General features: G+C 54.8%; 16 protein-coding genes. 10 read left to right on the plus strand and 6 right to left on the minus strand.

Annotation, left to right across the window (positions count from 1 at the left end):
* The first annotated feature begins 31 nt into the window (after positions 1 to 31).
* Positions 32 to 652 (plus strand): phosphoribosylanthranilate isomerase, encoded by a 621-nt coding sequence (gene trpF, locus J2I47_RS17930; RefSeq protein WP_207365969.1) that lies wholly within the window; start codon positions 32 to 34, stop codon positions 650 to 652.
* An 86-nt stretch (positions 653 to 738) separates the two neighbouring features.
* Here trpF and J2I47_RS17935 read toward each other — a convergent pair whose 3' ends face one another.
* Both J2I47_RS17935 and J2I47_RS17940 read right to left on the minus strand, forming a co-directional pair.
* Complete coding sequence (locus J2I47_RS17935) at positions 739 to 1,428, minus strand: 3-keto-disaccharide hydrolase (RefSeq protein WP_207366055.1); 690 nt, start codon at positions 1,426 to 1,428, stop codon at positions 739 to 741.
* 119 nt (positions 1,429 to 1,547) lie between these two features.
* The gene (locus tag J2I47_RS17940) at positions 1,548 to 2,552 is read right to left on the minus strand and encodes a sugar phosphate isomerase/epimerase family protein (protein ID WP_207365970.1); all 1,005 of its coding nucleotides are present in this window, start codon (positions 2,550 to 2,552) and stop codon (positions 1,548 to 1,550) included.
* Positions 2,553 to 2,663: 111 nt separating this feature from the next.
* Between J2I47_RS17940 and J2I47_RS17945 the strand changes: the two genes are divergently transcribed.
* Positions 2,664 to 3,737, plus strand: coding sequence for a PepSY-associated TM helix domain-containing protein (locus J2I47_RS17945; protein ID WP_207365971.1), 1,074 nt, complete (start codon positions 2,664 to 2,666; stop codon positions 3,735 to 3,737).
* Between the two features lie 142 nt (positions 3,738 to 3,879).
* Positions 3,880 to 7,296: a ThuA domain-containing protein gene (locus tag J2I47_RS17950; protein ID WP_207365972.1), complete on the plus strand. Its 3,417-nt coding sequence runs from the start codon at positions 3,880 to 3,882 to the stop codon at positions 7,294 to 7,296.
* A 113-nt stretch (positions 7,297 to 7,409) separates the two neighbouring features.
* On the opposite strand, the gene J2I47_RS17955 is transcribed toward J2I47_RS17950, so the two are convergent.
* On the minus strand, positions 7,410 to 7,751 hold the full coding sequence (locus J2I47_RS17955; RefSeq protein WP_207365973.1) for a transmembrane 220 family protein: 342 nt from the start codon (positions 7,749 to 7,751) through the stop codon (positions 7,410 to 7,412).
* A gap of 116 nt (positions 7,752 to 7,867) precedes the next feature.
* Entirely contained in the window at positions 7,868 to 8,596 is a 729-nt protein-coding gene (locus J2I47_RS17960; RefSeq protein ID WP_207365974.1) for a tetratricopeptide repeat protein, read from the minus strand.
* Between the two features lie 364 nt (positions 8,597 to 8,960).
* Between J2I47_RS17960 and galK the strand changes: the two genes are divergently transcribed.
* The 3 genes from galK (at position 8,961) to J2I47_RS17975 (ending at position 11,646) form a co-directional block, all read left to right on the plus strand.
* Positions 8,961 to 10,115, plus strand: a complete 1,155-nt coding sequence (galK, locus tag J2I47_RS17965; RefSeq protein WP_207365975.1) for a galactokinase — start codon at positions 8,961 to 8,963, stop codon at positions 10,113 to 10,115.
* 87 nt (positions 10,116 to 10,202) lie between these two features.
* Positions 10,203 to 10,862 carry a fructose-6-phosphate aldolase gene (fsa, locus tag J2I47_RS17970; RefSeq protein WP_207365976.1) on the plus strand — a complete coding sequence of 220 codons (660 nt, stop codon included), beginning with the start codon at positions 10,203 to 10,205 and terminating at the stop codon, positions 10,860 to 10,862.
* A gap of 103 nt (positions 10,863 to 10,965) precedes the next feature.
* Entirely contained in the window at positions 10,966 to 11,646 is a 681-nt protein-coding gene (locus tag J2I47_RS17975; protein WP_207365977.1) for a cell division ATP-binding protein FtsE, read from the plus strand.
* Here the strand turns inward: J2I47_RS17975 and J2I47_RS17980 are convergent.
* On the minus strand, positions 11,561 to 12,745 hold the full coding sequence (locus J2I47_RS17980) for a Gfo/Idh/MocA family protein (RefSeq protein WP_207365978.1): 1,185 nt from the start codon (positions 12,743 to 12,745) through the stop codon (positions 11,561 to 11,563). The two genes, J2I47_RS17975 and J2I47_RS17980, sit on opposite strands and share 86 nt — an antisense overlap.
* Positions 12,746 to 13,024: 279 nt before the next feature.
* Between J2I47_RS17980 and J2I47_RS17985 the strand changes: the two genes are divergently transcribed.
* From J2I47_RS17985 to J2I47_RS17995, 3 genes are all read left to right on the plus strand, one after another.
* Positions 13,025 to 13,459, plus strand: coding sequence for a 6-pyruvoyl trahydropterin synthase family protein (locus J2I47_RS17985; RefSeq protein WP_207365979.1), 435 nt, complete (start codon positions 13,025 to 13,027; stop codon positions 13,457 to 13,459).
* The gene (gene folE / locus J2I47_RS17990; protein WP_207365980.1) at positions 13,422 to 14,171 is read left to right on the plus strand and encodes a GTP cyclohydrolase I FolE; all 750 of its coding nucleotides are present in this window, start codon (positions 13,422 to 13,424) and stop codon (positions 14,169 to 14,171) included. Before J2I47_RS17985 ends, folE begins: the two co-directional genes overlap by 38 nt.
* A 104-nt stretch (positions 14,172 to 14,275) precedes the next feature.
* On the plus strand, positions 14,276 to 14,980 hold the full coding sequence (locus J2I47_RS17995; RefSeq protein ID WP_207365981.1) for an SDR family NAD(P)-dependent oxidoreductase: 705 nt from the start codon (positions 14,276 to 14,278) through the stop codon (positions 14,978 to 14,980).
* A gap of 81 nt (positions 14,981 to 15,061) precedes the next feature.
* Here J2I47_RS17995 and J2I47_RS18000 read toward each other — a convergent pair whose 3' ends face one another.
* The gene (locus J2I47_RS18000) at positions 15,062 to 16,012 is read right to left on the minus strand and encodes a threonine ammonia-lyase (protein ID WP_207365982.1); all 951 of its coding nucleotides are present in this window, start codon (positions 16,010 to 16,012) and stop codon (positions 15,062 to 15,064) included.
* A 156-nt stretch (positions 16,013 to 16,168) separates the two neighbouring features.
* Here J2I47_RS18000 and zwf point away from each other — a divergent pair, with 156 nt between their 5' ends.
* A complete protein-coding gene (zwf, locus tag J2I47_RS18005) occupies positions 16,169 to 17,677 on the plus strand; it encodes a glucose-6-phosphate dehydrogenase (RefSeq protein WP_207365983.1) in 1,509 nt (502 codons plus the stop codon).
* The last annotated feature ends 28 nt before the right edge of the window (positions 17,678 to 17,705 follow it).

Here is a 17,705-nt window from a genome sequence, read left to right on the forward strand (position 1 = left end):
TTTTGGGGGCTACCAACTGTATATGCCCTGTATGGCCCTCCAGACAATCGTTAAAATCAGTCATGTTACCAACCTGAGTGATGCCCGTTATTGCGCCGGAATGGGCGTAGATATGCTTGGCTTTTCTATGGATACCAACAGCGTTAACTACGTGTCGCCGGAGGGTGTACGTGAAATGCGTGGCTGGGTGGCCGGCGTACAGGTTGTGGGCGAAACGCAGTCAATGGACCCCGAACAAATCGGGCAGCTGGTTATGGCCTATGAACCCGATATGGTGCAGGTGGACGAAGCCGCCCTGCTGCCTTTTCTGCACGCACTGGCAAAGCCGCTCATTCTGCGTCTCGATATGATGGGCACCACCCTGGCTCAGCTAGACGCCCTTGCCACCACCGAAATTCCTGATATGGCTTATCTGCTCATTGAAAGTGCGTCGCCCGTGCATTTCGACGAAGATCTGCTGGCCTCGCTGAAGCAACTGGCCGCGCGTCATCCCGTGTTGCTCGGTACCGGCATTTCCGTTGATAATGTACATACTATTCTAAGCGAACTGCCCGTGGCAGGCATTGCCCTGGCAGGCGAAAACGAAGAACGCCCCGGAAGCAAAGACTTCGGAGCGCTCATGGACGTGCTGGAAACGTTGGAACAGGAGTAGTTCAAGGTTTAACGTCCAAGGTCTAACGTCTAAAGTTCAAGCGCGAAGCAACCTTGAACTTTAGACGTTAGACCTTGGACAGTAGACTATTTCCCCAAAATTTTGATGTTGCGGAACGAGACTTTTTCGCCGTGGTCCTGGAGGAGGATATGGCCTTTGGGGGCTTCGCCGAAGCGGCCGTTGGCGTTGTAGGCGGGGGCGGCATACTTGCTTTTCGCCACCAGCGCCCGGAAGGCTTCGCTCCCCCGTTCATAGGACACCACCCGCTTGCCATTCAGCCAATGCTCTACGTGGTTGCCGCGCACCAATACGCGCCCGGCATTCCACTGGCCAATGGGGTTCACGGTTTTGCCCTGAGCTGTAATCAGATCATAGAGCGACCCCACCGTGCGGTTGCCGTCGCGGCCCATCTTGGCATCGGGATGGCGTTCGTCGTCGAGCACCTGATATTCCAGCCCGAAAGCTGAGCCAGCCGGTTTGGGCGTAGTTTCGGCCACAAAATATTTCACGCCGCTATTGGCTCCTTCGCTCAGCTTGAACTCGAACCGCAGGTCAAATTGGCTGTATTCATCCGTGGTCACGATGTCGCCGAAGCTCTTCGATTCCGAACCGTCGCTTTTCTGAATCGTCAGCGCACCGTCTTCTACTTTCCAGCCTTGTTCGGGGAATGTCTCTTTGTAGGCACCCCGCCAGCCTTTCGTCGTTTTTCCGTCGAAAAGCAGTTTCCAGCCTTCTCGCATTTCGCTCTTCGTCAGCGTGTTAGCCTGTTCGGGCATCCGTTTGGCCGATAGCAGGAAGCCACACGCAACCAGGGCAATTTCCAGCCCCACCAGTTTGAGTACCCTTGAGCTGATCAGGGGCTGATTGGACGTATTTTTAGCGTTGAGTGATGCGCTCATAATTTTACTTTCAGGGTTTGAGTAATGTAGTCTTTGTTTGTTTGAGCGCACTGCAGCGCCGTCCGGCCCTGATCGGGAACACCATCGAGTTCAACAATGCCCCAGCCCGTGAAGCCGATGTCTTTGAGGGCTTTGAACACCGCCGGCACGTTGACATTGCCCCGGCCCAATTCCACGAATTTGTAGGCGTTGGGGTCGTTGGGGCGGTCGGGGAGGGGCGAGAGGGTGTCTTTCAGGTGTAGCGAATGCAGGATGTCCTTATACTGCTTAACGGCTTTCTCCGGTTGGCCGCCGCCCTGCCGGAAGTGGGCAATGTCGAGCAGCAGACGTACCGCTTTGGGGTTCATGGCCTGCACAATCATGTCAATTTCGGCGGGGGTTTCGCCCAGTTGATGCATGTGGTTATGGTACACGGCCTGCACACCCAGATCGGCGGTTTGTTTGCCAATCTCATTCATCACCGTGGCAAGGCGCTTCAACTCGTCGGGGGTGGGCTGGCGGTCTTTAGGCCGGGCCGAATTGGTCAATTGAATAGCCGACCCACCCAGGGCCTTTACAAAACTGGCGTGGGCCACGTGGGTATCTATCGTACTCTGCTCATTGGCGGGGTTCACGTCCACGTTGCCGCTCGAAAACATCACCAGTTTCAGGTTGTGCTGATCCAGCATCGCCTTCAGTTCCGACGGTTTGGCGCGGTAGGGTCCAAACGCGTTGGCCCTGAGCTGGATACCTTTGTAGCCCGTCGCCGAAATATCATTGATGGCCTGCGCGTCATTGCCCCCCCACGTAATGGCCGAATAGCCAATGTGCAGCCCTTCCTGTTCGGGTATCTGCGCCAGCCCCCGCGAGTGGGCAGCCAACGCCAGTGCCGATAGCCCGGCCAGGGAAAGAAATTGCCTGCGGTTAATGCCCTCGTCCGGGTGGGTATGTGATCCCGTTGCGTTGGGCAAAAGCCGGTCTGGCAGACGGGTGTCTAGCTGAGATTCGATCCATTTTTTCATATAATGCCGAAGGAAACGCGTAACGCTTTCTACTGAACCAGCCTATGTCGACAGTCGATGCAACGCATTAAGCAGCAGTACCTATTTTTGTCTTTTATAGACAACCTGACTATGACGCGTACCGACAAACTAGCGTACTCTTTACACCGCATTTCCGGATTGGTTGGGGGGCTTTTCCTCCTGATGCTCTCCCTGACAGGCTGTATTCTTCTCTTCGACAACGCCATCGACGGCTGGCTGAATCCCAGCATAGTGACCGTTGCCGCCCCGGCCAATGGCGGGCGCCAGCCCTACGATGCTGCCGTGCAGACCTTACAAAAACAGTTTCCCAATGCCCAGCTTCGAAACCTCATTCTCTATCCAGGTGCCACCAATCGTGCACTGCGCGCCGATTTGAATGAAGGCCGTGAACGCCTCTGGGCTTACGTAGACCCGTATACGGGCCGTTTTCTGGGGCAGCGAAACATGCAGAATGCGTTTGTTCGTCAGGTCCGTAATCTGCACGAACACTTGCTGGCGCCCCCCATTGGCGACTGGGTTTTATTGCTGGTGGGCATTTGCCTCGTCACGTCGGTGCTGACCGGTACCTGGTACTACCGCAAATCGTTGCTCAGCGTATTCAGCATTGGTGTGCGCTGGAATAAGCCCAAACGAATCGTCTACGGCGATTTGCACAAATACCTGGGGGTGGCCGCCTTGCTGTTTTTACTGATCATGGGCGCAACCGGCACGTTTTTTCACTGGGAAAAAACCGTCGACCGGCTGTTCGGCGAAGAACGCCCGCGCGGACCACGCCCCGAACCGGTGGCCCTGAAACTGAACACATCAGTAGATGCACTCTTGGCCAAAAGCGCTACCACGGTACCCGGGTTCGTGGCTGAGGTCATTAGCTTCCCCGACGGCCCCGATGGGCCACTGGTGGTACGGGGCAATGGGGCTGATGCCAATCCATTCTACGGAAAATTCACCGCTGCTACCGAATTTGACCCCAATACGGGGGAGCTGACCAAGGTATTTAACGCCAACGAAGCCGATGCCGAATACAAGTTCGAGCACATTAACGAAGAACTGCACTATGGCCGCTTCGGTGGACTCATCAGTAAAACGATCTACTTCATCCTGTCTCTGGCCATGACCATCGTCACGGCCACCGGCCTGCTGATCTGGTGGACAAAGCGCAGGTAAAGACCATGGCTGGCAGAGCAGTGCGCTGCTGTCGAAAAAGGCACATGCTCACAGCGGAGAACCGCTCTGTTAAACACAGTTGATACAGTAGAAAACCCCTTGTTTTTTCCCTTTACACAAATACGAACAAGTAGTCAATCCTATGTACAAACAAGCTCTGTTTTACACACTTGCCCTGGCTGGCGGGATGTTGGCCCTTTCGGTCAGTGACCCGGTCATGGCGCAGTCCCGCGCGAAGGCCCCGGCTGCAACCGCCAACGCGCCCGCGCAGAAACGCATACTCGTTTTTTCGCGCACCATGGGCTTTCGTCACCAGTCGATTCCGACGGGGCAGAAAACGCTGATGGCTATGGGGCAACAGAACGGTTTCGCCGTGGATACCACCGAAGATGCCGGGAAGTTTACGGAGGCCAACCTAAAGCGCTATAACGCCGTAGTCTGGCTTTCGACCACTGGCGACGTCCTGAACGAGGCCCAACAGGCAAGTTTCGAGCGGTACATCCAGGCCGGAGGGGGCTACGTAGGCATCCACGCCGCCACCGATACCGAATATGGCTGGCCGTGGTACAACAAACTGTCGGGTGCCCAGTTTGCGTCGCACCCCGGTAACCCCAACGTGCAGACGGGCGAGGCTTATGCGGTGAATAAGAACCACGCCTCGATGTTTGGCTTCCCCGACCGCTGGACTATCAAAGACGAGTTCTACGACTTTAAGAATGTTAACAAGGACGTTAACGTGCTTGTCAAGATCGACGAGAAAACCTACAAAGACGGCAAGATGGGCGACAATCACCCCATGGCCTGGTATCACGACTACGACGGTGGCAAGGCGTTTTACACCAACTTCGGCCACCCCAACGAGACCTACAGCGATCCCGTATTTCTGAAGCATTTGCTGGGTGGACTGCAATCGGTGATGGCCACGAAACTGGATTACAGCCTGGCCAAATCGCAGCCCGCGGCTGAAGAAAACCGTTTCGAGCGCACCGTGCTGGTCGACAAGCTCGACGAGCCTACCGAACTGGTGGTGCTGCCAGGTGGTAAGGTAATTTTTGGCGAGCGGAAGGGGGCACTGAAAATGTATAACCCTGCTACGAAAAAGATGAAGGTGGTGGCCCGGATGCCGGTTTATACCAAATTCGAGTATGGTTTGATGGGAGTCAACGCCGACCCGAATTACGCTCAGAACAAGCGCCTGTTCCTCTATTACTCGCCCGACGCGGCTAAGTTCGGTGCCGACACCGCCCAGCACCTTGCCCAGTTTACGTATGACGACGTGCGCGACACGCTGCTGATGGATTCGGAGAAAATCCTGCTCCGTGTTCCCGTAAAACGCATCGACTGCTGCCATACGGGTGGCTCTATTGCCTGGGACAAAAAAGGCAACCTCTACCTTTCGGCGGGCGACGATACCAACCCCTTTGCCTCCGACGGTTTCTCGCCCAGCGACGGACGGCCCAACCGTCAGGGATGGGATGCCCGTGCTACATCGAGCAATACCAACGATTTGCGGGGTAAAATTCTGCGCATCACGCCCGACGGCAACGGTGGCTACACCATCCCAGCTGGCAACCTGTTTCCCGTTGGTACTGATAAAGCCCGTCCCGAAATCTACGTTATGGGCAACCGTAACCCCTACCGGATCTCCGTCGACCAGCGCACGGGCTTCCTGTACTGGGGTGAAGTAGGTCCCGATGCCGGTGAAAACAAGGAAGGCCGCGGTCCTCGCGGACATGATGAAATGAACCAGGCCCGGCAGGCTGGCTACTACGGCTGGCCCCTGTTTGTAGCCGACAACAAGCCTTACAACGCTTACAATTTTGAGAATAAAACGTCGGGACCCCTCTTCGATCCGGCCAAACCTGTTAATGATTCGCCTCATAATACAGGCCTGACTAACTTGCCCCCGGCCCAGAAAGCATTCATCTACTACCCCTATGCCGACTCGCCGGAGTTTGGTGCCATTGTGGGCAAAGGGGGCCGCAACGCCATGGGTGGACCGGTTTATTATTACGATGACTACGCCGAGTCAAAAGTGAAATTCCCCCGCGCCTACGACGGGAAATTCTTTGCCTACGACTGGATGCGCGACTGGATCAACCCCGTGAAAATGGCCCCCAACGGCGATTTCGTAAGCATGGAACGGTTTCTGCCCAGCACCAAATTCTCGCACGTTATCGACATGCAGTTTGCGCCTGATGGCAGCCTCTACACCCTGGAGTATGGTCAGAACTGGTTCGCCCAAAACGATGATGCCCGGCTGTCGCAGATTACGTACAATGCCGGTAATCGCAAGCCGGTGGCTGTAGCTTCGGCCAACACCGTGGCGGGTGCAGCTCCGCTGAAAGTGACGTTTAACACCAACGGCACGATGGACTATGACGGCGACGCGCTGACCTATAGCTGGAACTTCGGCAAGAGTATTCCCGCCAGCACAGCCAGCAACCCCACCGTTACGTTCAGCAAACCAGGCATCTATACCCCCACGCTCACCGTGACCGACGCTGCCGGCAACAAAGTAACGCAGACGATGACCGTGAAAGTAGGCAACGACATGCCGAAGGTGGACCTGGCCGTGAAGGGTAACAAAACGTTTTATTTCCCCAAGCAACCCATTGCTTATCAGGCTTCTGTGGTAGATAAAGAAGATGGTACGCTGGCTAAGGGCATCAATCCAGAGGACGTGACCATGACGATTGATTACGTAGAAGGGTTCGACAAAACGATGCTGGCACAGGGGCACCAGGCCAACCTTGGCTACTCGGCGGGCAAACGCCTGATCGAACTGAGTGACTGCAAATCGTGCCACGCTATCGACAAGAAATCAATCGGGCCGGCTTATATCGACGTGGCAAAGAAGTACAAAGGGGCGTTTATGATTGAGGCCAAACTGGCTAATAAAGTCATCACGGGTGGCGGCGGCGTTTGGGGCGAGCAGGCTATGAGTGCCCACCCCCAACTGAAGAAGGAAGAGGCCGAAAGCATGGTGCGCTACATTCTGTCGCTGGCAAACGAGAAAATGGCTAACAAGCAGCCGTTGCAGGGTGCTTACACGACCGAAGACCACGCCAAAGACGGTTCATACGTACTGACCGCCACCTATACCGACCGGGGCAACGGCGAAATTGGCCCGCTCACGCAGGTGCAGTCGGTGGCTTTGCGCAGCCCCAAGATGAAGGCCGCCAGCTATGACGACAAGAAAGAGATCATGAATTTCAAGATGCCTAATGGCAACGATGCTGCCGTGGCTATGGGCAACGGTAGCTTTACGGCCTATAACAACATCGACCTGACGGGGCTGACGGGGGCTAGTGTGCTGGCCATTGCCAGCGATCCCCGCACTGCCGGTGGCACCATTCAGGTTCGTACTGACTCGCCAACGGGACCGCTGCTGGGCGAAGCTGAAGTGAAACAAGGCTCGATGGGACCGGTACAGATTCCGTTTAAAAAGCCTGAAACAGGAATGCACAAGGTGTATCTGGTCTTTGTGAATCCAAACTCCGGTCAGAAGCCCCTTTTCGCCGTCGACACGGTTACGTTTGAAACGGGCGGTATGTAGCAAGTCGCACAGAGTTACCTAAAACGGGTCGGGGCGGTTTTCCAATGGAAAACCGCCCCGACCCGTTTTGATGCAGGTGATATCGAACCAGCACCAGGCTGGCTCACCAACGCCTAGGCCCGTCGCCTTGTCAGCCACGCCAGTGTGAACATAGCGATGGTGCAGATAGCCAGGCCACCTGCTTCGCGGGCGAGTTCGATGTTTACTGTTTTCATGCCTACCTCGTTCAGCAAAAAACCTTCAAAGGTTGGGGGCCATTGCCAAACAGCAGCCCCGGCATAGATCAGAGCCATCAGCACGAAAAACCACGAGCGCCCCAAACCAGCGTAGGCCATGACACAGGCCATTGCCGCAAACGCGTAGATAGGAATCCAGACCTGCGGGTCGGGGTCATTGTATTGCACCGCCGCAAACAACACAAACAAGCCGGCAAAAAGGAGGGAGAGGGGTTTCATAGGCTTCGTAGTCTGGAAGGTCGTAGTGAGGCGTAGAGATAGTCTGGAAAGTCACAAGCGGTAAAAACGACTTTCCGGACTATCTCTACGCCTCACTATGACTTTCCAGACCCTTTTTATTGACAATATGCCGCAATGGCGTTTGCCGCGTCGGGGTAGTTTAATTTCTGGGCTTGTTTGAGGCTGAGGCAGGCTGCCTCGCGCTGATTGGCAAGTACCTGCGACAGGCCAAGGCCATAGAATGCTTTGCCAAAGTTCGGGTCAACGGCAATGCAGGCCTGAAAATCGGCGATAGCACCGTCGAGGTTTTTTTCGTTGAAGCGAAGATTACCCCGGTTATACAGGGCTAGTGCGTTGCGCGGATTGAGCTTGATCGATTGATCGAAATCGGTTAGGGCGGGCTGGATTTGATCCTGCGCGGCAAAGAGTTGTCCGCGGTTCAAAAACGCTTCAGACGTAGCCAGTTTAGCGGTATCGGGGGCGAGACGGATAGCCTCGGAGTAATCTTTCAATGCCCCCTGAACGTCGCCCTGCGTAGTTTTCAGCAGTGCGCGGTTGTAATAAGGGCTATAAAAATCGGGCGTTATTTTCAAGGCCTGTTCGTAGTCGAGCAGGGCATTGTTGTACTCTTTCAGTTCAAAATAGGCCACGCCCCGCGTGTTGAGCGCCTCGGCGTTATCGGCATCGGCCTCCACAGCCTGGTTGAGCACCTGCACCGCCTCCCTCGATTTACCTTCCCGCAGAAGTTTCCGACCCTGCTCCAGATAGTCACTAGATGATGTGCAGGAAAGGAGAAAATATAAAAGGTAGGCTGTGAAAAAGCGGCGCATGGTGAGGGGACACATAACAGGCTGGATGATAGGGGATAAGAATAAAGTTGAATACCGATGCGAGTCATTCTGCAGTCCAGATGCTACACTTTACATCAACAACGTCTCAAAATTAGCCCCATCCCCTTTACAAATCCGTAATGATGCCTTACTTTTGCATCGGCAAATCGGTGCTACCAGCTCCTGCTGAATCCCCCAGGTCCTGACGGAAGCAAGGGTAGGTGGTCGTAGCGGTGAGACATTCGGTTTGCCATTTTTTTTGCCCTTTAAACAGAGTTCAAGGTTTAACGTCTAATGTCTAAAGTTGCTTCGCTTTGTATAGCAATTCGCGAAGCAGCTTTAGACATTAGACGTTAAACCTTGAACTCTTTTCCTACCCATGCAACTTCTGGACACCCTGTCGGCCACCTTTGTCGACGCGTTTGGCGAAACGCCGGTACTCATTAAGTCGCCGGGCCGGGTTAACCTCATCGGCGAACATACCGACTACAACATGGGCTTTGTGCTGCCCGCTGCCATCGACAAAGCCATTTATATGGCCGTTGGCCCCCGCACCGACCGGCAATTGCACTTTATGGCTGCCGACCTTAACAGCACCTACAAAAGTTCGCTGGATACCCTTACCCACGCTGCCAAAGGCTGGGCCAATTACCTGCTCGGCGTGGTCGATGAGGTAACTAAAATCACCCCGCTCACCACCGGTTTGAACGTCGTATTTGGCGGTACCATCCCAATCGGGGCGGGCCTGTCGTCGTCGGCAGCGTTGGAAAACGCCGTGGTGTTTGCCCTTAATCACCTCTACAACCTCGGTATGGAGCGTGTATCGATGGTGAAATTGTCGCAGCGGGCGGAGAACAATTTTGTGGGTGCCAAGGTAGGTATCATGGATATGTTTGCCTCCATGATGGGCCGCGCCGGACACGTCATTCAACTCGACTGCCGGTCGCTGGACTATACCTATGCTCCACTGAAGATGGACGGCATCCGGATTGTGCTCTGCGATTCGCGGGTGAAACATTCGCTCGTAACCTCAGAGTATAACACCCGGCGGGCTGAGTGCGAGGCGGGCGTGGCTATGCTTCAGGCCGTGTATGGCGACAGGATCCAAAGCCTTCGCGACGTGACCATCGACATGCTCAATCAACACGTGCGCGATCAGGAGCCACTTCTCTACCGCCGCTGTGCCTATGTAGTGCTCGAAAATGGCCGTCTGCTCGACGGCGTGGCCGATTTGCAACGCGGTGACGTGGCCGCATTCGGGCAGCGTATGTACGGTTCGCACGAGGGGCTGAGCAAATGGTATGAAGTAAGTTGCCCCGAACTGGATATACTGGAAGACATTGCCCGCAACCATCCCGGTGTACTGGGTGCCCGCATGATGGGTGGCGGCTTTGGCGGCTGCACCATCAACCTGGTTCGGGAAGACGCACTGGCCGATTTCGAGAAAACCATTCGCGAACAGTACCGCGCCAAAACGGGCAAAGACACGCTGATCTATAGCTGCGTGATTGAAGACGGCACCCACGTACTTTAAGTTGTCTGTTTACTGTTTTGGTCCGGCAATCCGGCTGTCTTCTGTTGCGCCTTTCTTACTTTTACCACTACACAGACAATTCGTCCTATGAAGTTTTTTATTGATACAGCCAACCTCGCCGACATTCGGGAGGCACAGGATATGGGTATTCTCGATGGGGTTACTACCAACCCTTCGCTGATGGCCAAAGAAGGCATTACGGGCAAAGACAACGTGATGCGCCACTACAAACAGATCTGCGACATTGTGGAGGGTGACGTAAGCGCCGAAGTCATTGGCACCACCTTCGACGAGATGGTGCGCGAGGGCGAAGAACTGGCTGAACTGGATGATAACATCGTGGTAAAAATTCCGATGACCCGCGACGGCGTGAAGGCGCTGAAATACTTTTCGGAAAAAGGAATCCGCACCAACTGCACACTTATTTTCTCGGCCGGTCAGGCCCTGCTGGCGGCCAAAGCGGGTGCGTCATACGTGTCGCCATTCGTGGGTCGGCTGGATGATATCTCAACCGACGGTGTGGAACTGATTGAGCAGATCGTGACCATCTACCGCAACTACGGCTATACCACCGAAGTGCTGGCCGCGTCGATCCGGCACCCGATGCACGTTATTCAGTGCGCCGAAATCGGTGCCGACGTCATGACCGGTCCGCTGAGCGTAATGCTGGCCCTGCTCAACCACCCCCTCACCGACATTGGCCTCGCCAAATTCCTCGCCGACCACAAGAAAGCGAGTAGTATGTAATTTACGAATTACGACTTACGATGTACGATTGGTTGCTGACGCCCCTATACGTTCGCGTGAGCAACCAATCGTACATCGTAAGTCGTAAATCACAAATCAGATCATGTTCAACTCCGACCCCGTTCTTTCGCTACAGCAGGCTGATATTTACCAGGATACCAAACTTGTGTTGGGCGATGTGTCATTTGATATTCGCAAAGGTGAGTTCGTTTACCTCATTGGCCGAACAGGGAGTGGTAAGTCATCGTTGCTCAAAACCTTGTATGCCGATCTGTGGCTACAGCAGGGCAAAGGGCTGGTAGCGGGCTTTGCGCTCGAAAACCTTAAGCCTAAAGACGTTCCTTATCTACGCCGTAAAATCGGTATCGTGTTTCAGGACTTTCAGCTTTTCACCGACCGTAACGTAGAAGAGAATCTGAAGTTTGTGCTGAAAGCTACCGGCTGGACTGACAAGGGTAAAATGACCAACCGTATTTCGGAAGTACTCATGCAGGTAGGGTTAGGCACGGCCCACAAACGCATGCCCCACCAACTGTCGGGGGGGGAACAACAGCGGATTGTGATTGCCCGCGCCATGCTGAATGAGCCTCTTATTCTGGTGGCCGACGAACCCACGGGCAACCTCGATCCTGGCGTGTCGGATCAGATTATGGGCGTGTTCAAGCAGATCAACAATGCCGGTACGGCCATTCTGATGGCTACCCACAACTACGACCTGCTCCACAAGTTTCCGGGCCGTACGCTACGCTGTCAGGATGGGCAGGTGGTTGAACTGAACGGCTAGTAAAATCGGGTATGGCCACAGCTTGCCCTCCCGCAGCCAGGCTTTGTTCTGCCAGTGAATGGATGCATGACCATAAGGCGGCATCATACGCGTTGATGGGGGGAGCCGTCCGATTTCGTACCGATTCAACAAAGTCCCGCATCATAAGGGAATCTGCACTGGTTTGGTCTTTGGGTGAATTATGCTCTCCCCCCGTCCAGCCACCGGCTGTGCCCTGCACCCGGAAACCAGCAGCATAGGGTCGGGGCGTTTCGCTGTCGTGGATGAGTTCAACCACGGCACCGCTGGCACACTGAATGATGGTGGTGATTACGTTACCAAGCGTATAATCTGCGCTTAGCGAGCCTGCTGTGCTGCTTTTGGGCGAAAGGGCAACCAGTCCCCGGCTTTTGGTCATCGTGCTGCTGAGGGACACGAACCGGTTTCCCCGGTTGATATTGAGCCACTGCGCCACCGGACCAAGCCCATGCGTAGGGTAGGGGGCGCTGCTCGCGCCTGGCTGCTGGTAGCCGCTTCGGGCGTGGGTTATTTCGCCGAAATCTCCCTGCCGAATCTGGTTTAACACAGCCAGTGTGTCGGGGTGGTAGCAGGTACGTTCCAGGAACATGAGCGGGGTGCCCGTCTGCTCAAATGTATCAACCAGTCGTTGCGATTCACGAACGGTTGTTGGCGTAGAGACCGTCAGGCCAGCGTACTTGCCCGCTTTCATAGCGGCTATTGCCATTGGCACCTGCCAGTTTCCCGACGCGGCAATGACAACACCATCAATATCGTCTCGCCGGAGCAATTGCTGAAAGGCAGATTCACCCTCAGCATATACCACAGGACGGGGTTGACCCAGGGCAGTAAACAGGGACAGGGCCTGACGAACAGCGTCTGGGTTTGTGTCGCAAATGGCCGAAATCTGTACGCCAGGGAAGTTCAAAGCCTGCCTGATGGCCTGTTGTCCTCTGCTTCCCGTACCCAGAATGCCTAGTCGGAGAGAAGCGGTGTTTGTGGGCCTGGCAGATGTAGGTATCCAGGCCGAGAGCGTAGGCACCAGGGTGGTGGCCAGGGTGGCCGTGCGCAGGAATAAGCGCCGAGAAGGGCGTTGGTGCATGAAGAAGTGCTGAATAAAGCGTAGCGAGGATGAATGGTAGCTAATGAACAAAGTAACGGAAAGGAGCGTTAAAAAACAGAGGCAATGGTATAGATTCGTTTTGTTTAATCTTTGATCTGAAAGGTTGAACAAACCAACCACAAGGTTGGTTGTAACATTAACTCAAAGCACTCCTCAGCGCGTCGGAGAATATTCCGAAAAGCACCGCGCCCGGGTCTGCCTGTGTTGTACACATACTTTGTAACGACAGGTTGATCAACTGATTTTGATCGAAACTACATGATGGATACCACCGGGACTGAGGTCCCCCGCGTTGCGGTGTTCCGGAAAGAACATTTCAACGCAGCGCACCGGTTGAACAACCCCAACTGGTCGGACGAAAAAAACGCGCGTGTCTATGGCAAGTGCAACAACCCCAATTACCACGGCCACAACTACGACCTGATTGTGCAGGTGAATGGCCCGGTAGACCCCGAAACGGGTTATGTGGTGGACATGAAGCACCTTGGCGATCTGATCAAGACGCACGTGACGGACCGTTTCGACCACAAAAACCTGAACTTGGATACCGACGAATTCCGCGACCTGAACCCGTCGGCCGAGAATATCGCCATTGTCATTTACAACATACTACGTGAACAACTCGAGCCAACGCTTGACCTTAAAATCAGACTTTATGAAACCGAACGGAATTTCGTTGAATACCCACTCTAACGGCCACGCACATAACGGTCATTCTCATAACCACGACGATTTGCTTACCGACGAACTCATTGACGAACAAGGCGATACGCACGGCAGTGCTAATCTGGAAACACCCCTCCGCGCCGACGCTTTTGATCTGGACGATAGCCTCAAGATTGACCTGATTGAAGAACATTTCCGCGAAATAATGACCATTCTGGGCCTCGACCTCTCCGACGATAGCCTGAAAGGTACGCCCCGCCGGGTGGCCAAAATGTACGTCAACGAGACATTTAAGGGCCTCAATCCCGCCAACAAGCCCAGCACCACGCTCTTCGACAACAAGTATCAGTATAACCAGATGCTGGTGGAGCGCGATATCACGGTGCAGTCGTATTGTGAGCACCACTTTGTGCCCATCATCGGCAAAGCGCACGTGGCCTATATCAGCAGTGGGAAGGTCATTGGCCTTTCGAAACTGAATCGGATTGTGCAGCACTTCGCCAAGCGGCCACAGGTGCAGGAACGCCTGACGATGCAGATTGCCGACGAACTAAAGAAAGCCCTGCAAACTGAAGACGTGGCCGTAATCATCGACGCGGCTCACCTCTGCGTATCGACGCGCGGCGTGAACGACACCGCCTCATCGACCTTGACAGCTGCCTACAGCGGCAAGTTTGAGGACGAAGCCACGAAACAGGAGTTTCTGAAATACGTGGGCATGAATAAGCCAACAATCTAAGGGAGTTCAAGGTTAAATGTCTAAAGTCCAAAGTTGCTTCGCATTCAGCAGGTACTGTGCGCGAAGCAACTTTGGACTTTAGACATTTAACCTTGAACCACTTTATGCAGGGCAAAAATATTTTAATCATCGGAGCCAGTTCGGGTATTGGGCACGCACTGGCGCTGACATTGCAGCAGCAGGGTGCCGTACTTTATACGGCTGGTCGGCGGCAACCCGACGGAATTACGTCGACGCATATGCATTGGGACGTGACCCAGCCCGTTGGCGAGGCACTATCCCAGCTTCCCGACGTGCTTCACGGCCTTGTTTATGCGCCGGGTACAATCAATCTAAAACCTTTTCAGCGGCTGCAACCGGCCGACTATCAAAACGATCTGCAGGTAAACGTGCTGGGAGCCGTGGCGGCTATCCATACGTCACTGGCGGCGTTGAAGAAGTCGAAGGGGGCCAGTATTGTGTTGTTTAGTACCGTGGCGGCTAAGCTGGGCATGGGGCTGCACTCGTCGGTATCGGTAGCGAAATCGGCGGTGGAGGGGCTTACTAAATCGCTGGCGGCAGAATTTGCTCCGTACAATATCCGCGTTAATGCCGTGGCTCCATCGCTCACCGACACTCCCCTGGCCGAATCGCAGGGCCTGCTGGGTACACCCGAAAAGCGTGACGCCGCCAACAAACGCCACCCCCTCAATCGCGTCGGCTCGCCCGAAGACATCGCCATGATGGCCGCCTACCTCCTCGATGACCCCGCTTCCTGGATCACCGGACAGATCATTGGCGTAGACGGCGGTATGGGAAGTTTAAAATGAGTTTACTGTTTAATGGTCAAGGTCTACTGTTGCTTCGCGCACGGTATCTGCTGAGCACGAAGCAACAGTAGACCTTGACCATTAGATAGTAAACCCATTACCCAAATCCACATTCCCGCCTGTTAGAATGATCCCGATGGTTTGTCCGGCGAACTCGTCTTTGTAGCGGAGCACTACGGCTAAGGGCACGGCACAGGAGGGTTCGATGATGATTTTCATGCGCTCCCAAACCAGCCGTTGTGCGGCGCGGATTTCGACGTCGTTGACGAGCCTGATGTCGCTGACGTACTGACGGATATAGCCCAGAGTACGTTCGCTGAGGGGTGCCATGAGGCCGTCGGCAATGGTACTGATGTAGGGGGCTTTTTCAACGTGACCGCTTTTGAAAGACAAAATAGCGTCGGCGGCACCCTCTGGTTCGGCACCAACTACCCGCGTTGCCGGGGCTAAAAAATGAGTGGCCAACGCCGTACCGCTAATAAGCCCGCCGCCGCCGACGGGTGCCATAATCACGTCGAAGGGTTGGCCGGTTGGGTTATCTTCAATCAATTCAATGGCAGCGGTGCTCTGTCCGGCAATCACCCGGTCGTCGTCGAAGGGGTGAATGAGGGCGGCACCGGTTTGAGTGATGATGGCGGCTACCCCGGCTTCGCGGGCAATAATGTTGGGTTCACATTCGATAACGGTAGCCCCATAACCTCGCACGGCATCTTTTTTTACCTGCGGAGCCGTACGCGGCATCACCACGTAGGCGGGCATACCCAACTGCCGTGCCGCAAACGCCACCGCCTGTCCGTGATTGCCCGACGAATGGGTAGCAAGGCCATTTTTGCGCTCATTGTCAGCTAATTGCAAAGCGGCGTTCATGCCACCCCGCGCTTTAAACGCACCTATTTTCTGGAAATTTTCGCACTTAAACACCAGCGTTGCCCCTGCCATCTGATCAAGGGTGTGGCAGGTGAGGCAGGGCGTTCGGTGAATAAACGGGCGAATACGGTCGTGAGCGTTGCGCAGGTCTTGCAAACTAAGCATGTCGGGTTCTGGTTGTGACGTAAGGATTTACGAATTACGAATTACGATTTTTGCTGACGCAAGCAGGCCAAAGCAAGCGTACTCATGCGTTAGCAAAAATCGTAAATCGTATCTCGTAATTCGTAACTCCTTACGTCAGTATATACAACCTTTCTCATGACCACGTCTCCTGCGCCACAGCGACCACCGGCTACCATCGTATTTATTTTTGGCGGTAGCGGCGACCTTAATTTTCGCAAGCTTACACCTGCTCTTTACAACCTCTTTCTCGACGGTTACCTCCCCGAACAGTTCGACGTAGTGGGTATTGGTCGTAGTGATTATAACGACGACACCTTCCGCGAACGGCTGGCAGAAGGTATCGACGAGTTTTCGCGCCGGAAAAATGGCCCTGAAAACGCCTGGGCTACGTTTTCACCGCATGTGGGCTACCTGCGCATGGATGGGGGAGATGCTGCCGCCTACCACCTCATTGCCGACCGCGTGAAAGCCCGTGAGGCTGAATGGGGTGCGCCCGCCAATATCATTTTCTATATGTCGGTGGCCCCGCAACTAGTACCGGGCATCGCCACCAACCTGAGTCAACTGTCCTTTTGTGGTGACAAGAACCGGGTGCGGATTGTGGTGGAAAAACCCTTTGGCCATGACCTGCAAAGTGCCCGCGAGTTGAACGCACTGCTGCTGAGCCACTTTGCCGAAGAACAGATCTACCGCATCGACCATTACCTGGGTAAAGAAACGGTGCAGAACCTGCTGGCCCTGCGGTTTGCCAACACGCTGTTCGAGCCGATCTGGAATCATAACTACGTGGAATACGTGCAACTCACCGCCGCCGAAACCGTAGGGCTGGAGGGGCGCGGCGGCTACTACGAAGGTTCCGGCGCCCTGCGCGACATGATTCAAAACCACCTGCTGCAACTGCTGTGCATGGTGGCGATGGAGCCGCCTACCTCTTTTGAGGCCGACGAGATTCGGAACAAAAAAGTAGACGTGCTCCGGGCCATGCGCCGCGTGGCACCCGATCAGGTAGATACCATTGCCGTGCGGGGGCAGTATGGCACGGGCGAAAAAGCCGGAAAGCCATCACCCGCCTACCGGCAGGAGGAAGGCGTGAATCCGGAGTCGATGACCGAAACCTTTGCCGCCGTTACGTTCTTCTGCGACAACTGGCGGTGGGAGGGAACCCCCTTCTATGTTCGCACGGGTAAGCACCTGGCGGCCAAGTCATCGGTGATTACGGTGCAGTTCAGGCCGGCACCGCACTACGCATTTCCCAATGAGGCGTCGAAAACGTGGCAACATAACTGCCTGATTATTAGTATTCAACCTGATATGAATATCCGGCTGCGGTTTCAGGCCAAACGCCCCGGGCAGACCCTGGCGCTGGATCCCGTGGAGATGGAGTTCAACTACGACACATCGTTTAAAGAGCAGCAGCCGGAAGCCTATGAAACGCTGTTGCTCGACGTAATGGCCGGTGACGCGACCCTGTTCATGCGGGCTGATCAGGTAGACGAGGCCTGGCAGATCGTGATGCCGATTCTGGATCATTGGGCCGCCCAAACCGACCCCGCTGCCATGCCCATCTACGCCCCCGGCTCGTGGGGTCCTGATGAAGCCTCGAAACTGACAGAACGCGACGGATTTAGCTGGATGAATGGATGAAAAAAAGGGAGGAAGGAGGAAAGGAAAA

This window comes from Fibrella rubiginis, from assembly GCF_017353185.1.
GTDB lineage: Bacteria > Bacteroidota > Bacteroidia > Cytophagales > Spirosomataceae > Fibrella > Fibrella rubiginis.

Bases quoted from the DNA above. Each gene is read 5' to 3' on its own strand.
- trpF (WP_207365969.1), top strand. From the start codon at position 32: ATGGCCCTCCAGACAATCGTTAAAATCAGTCATGTTACCAACCTGAGT.
- J2I47_RS17935 (WP_207366055.1), bottom strand. From the start codon at position 1,428: ATGCCCGAACAGGCTAACACGCTGACGAAGAGCGAAATGCGAGAAGGC.
- J2I47_RS17940 (WP_207365970.1), bottom strand. From the start codon at position 2,552: ATGAAAAAATGGATCGAATCTCAGCTAGACACCCGTCTGCCAGACCGG.
- J2I47_RS17945 (WP_207365971.1), top strand. From the start codon at position 2,664: ATGACGCGTACCGACAAACTAGCGTACTCTTTACACCGCATTTCCGGA.
- J2I47_RS17950 (WP_207365972.1), top strand. From the start codon at position 3,880: ATGTACAAACAAGCTCTGTTTTACACACTTGCCCTGGCTGGCGGGATG.
- J2I47_RS17955 (WP_207365973.1), bottom strand. From the start codon at position 7,751: ATGAAACCCCTCTCCCTCCTTTTTGCCGGCTTGTTTGTGTTGTTTGCG.
- J2I47_RS17960 (WP_207365974.1), bottom strand. From the start codon at position 8,596: ATGTGTCCCCTCACCATGCGCCGCTTTTTCACAGCCTACCTTTTATAT.
- galK (WP_207365975.1), top strand. From the start codon at position 8,961: ATGCAACTTCTGGACACCCTGTCGGCCACCTTTGTCGACGCGTTTGGC.
- fsa (WP_207365976.1), top strand. From the start codon at position 10,203: ATGAAGTTTTTTATTGATACAGCCAACCTCGCCGACATTCGGGAGGCA.
- J2I47_RS17975 (WP_207365977.1), top strand. From the start codon at position 10,966: ATGTTCAACTCCGACCCCGTTCTTTCGCTACAGCAGGCTGATATTTAC.
- J2I47_RS17980 (WP_207365978.1), bottom strand. From the start codon at position 12,745: ATGCACCAACGCCCTTCTCGGCGCTTATTCCTGCGCACGGCCACCCTG.
- J2I47_RS17985 (WP_207365979.1), top strand. From the start codon at position 13,025: ATGATGGATACCACCGGGACTGAGGTCCCCCGCGTTGCGGTGTTCCGG.
- folE (WP_207365980.1), top strand. From the start codon at position 13,422: ATGAAACCGAACGGAATTTCGTTGAATACCCACTCTAACGGCCACGCA.
- J2I47_RS17995 (WP_207365981.1), top strand. From the start codon at position 14,276: ATGCAGGGCAAAAATATTTTAATCATCGGAGCCAGTTCGGGTATTGGG.
- J2I47_RS18000 (WP_207365982.1), bottom strand. From the start codon at position 16,012: ATGCTTAGTTTGCAAGACCTGCGCAACGCTCACGACCGTATTCGCCCG.
- zwf (WP_207365983.1), top strand. From the start codon at position 16,169: ATGACCACGTCTCCTGCGCCACAGCGACCACCGGCTACCATCGTATTT.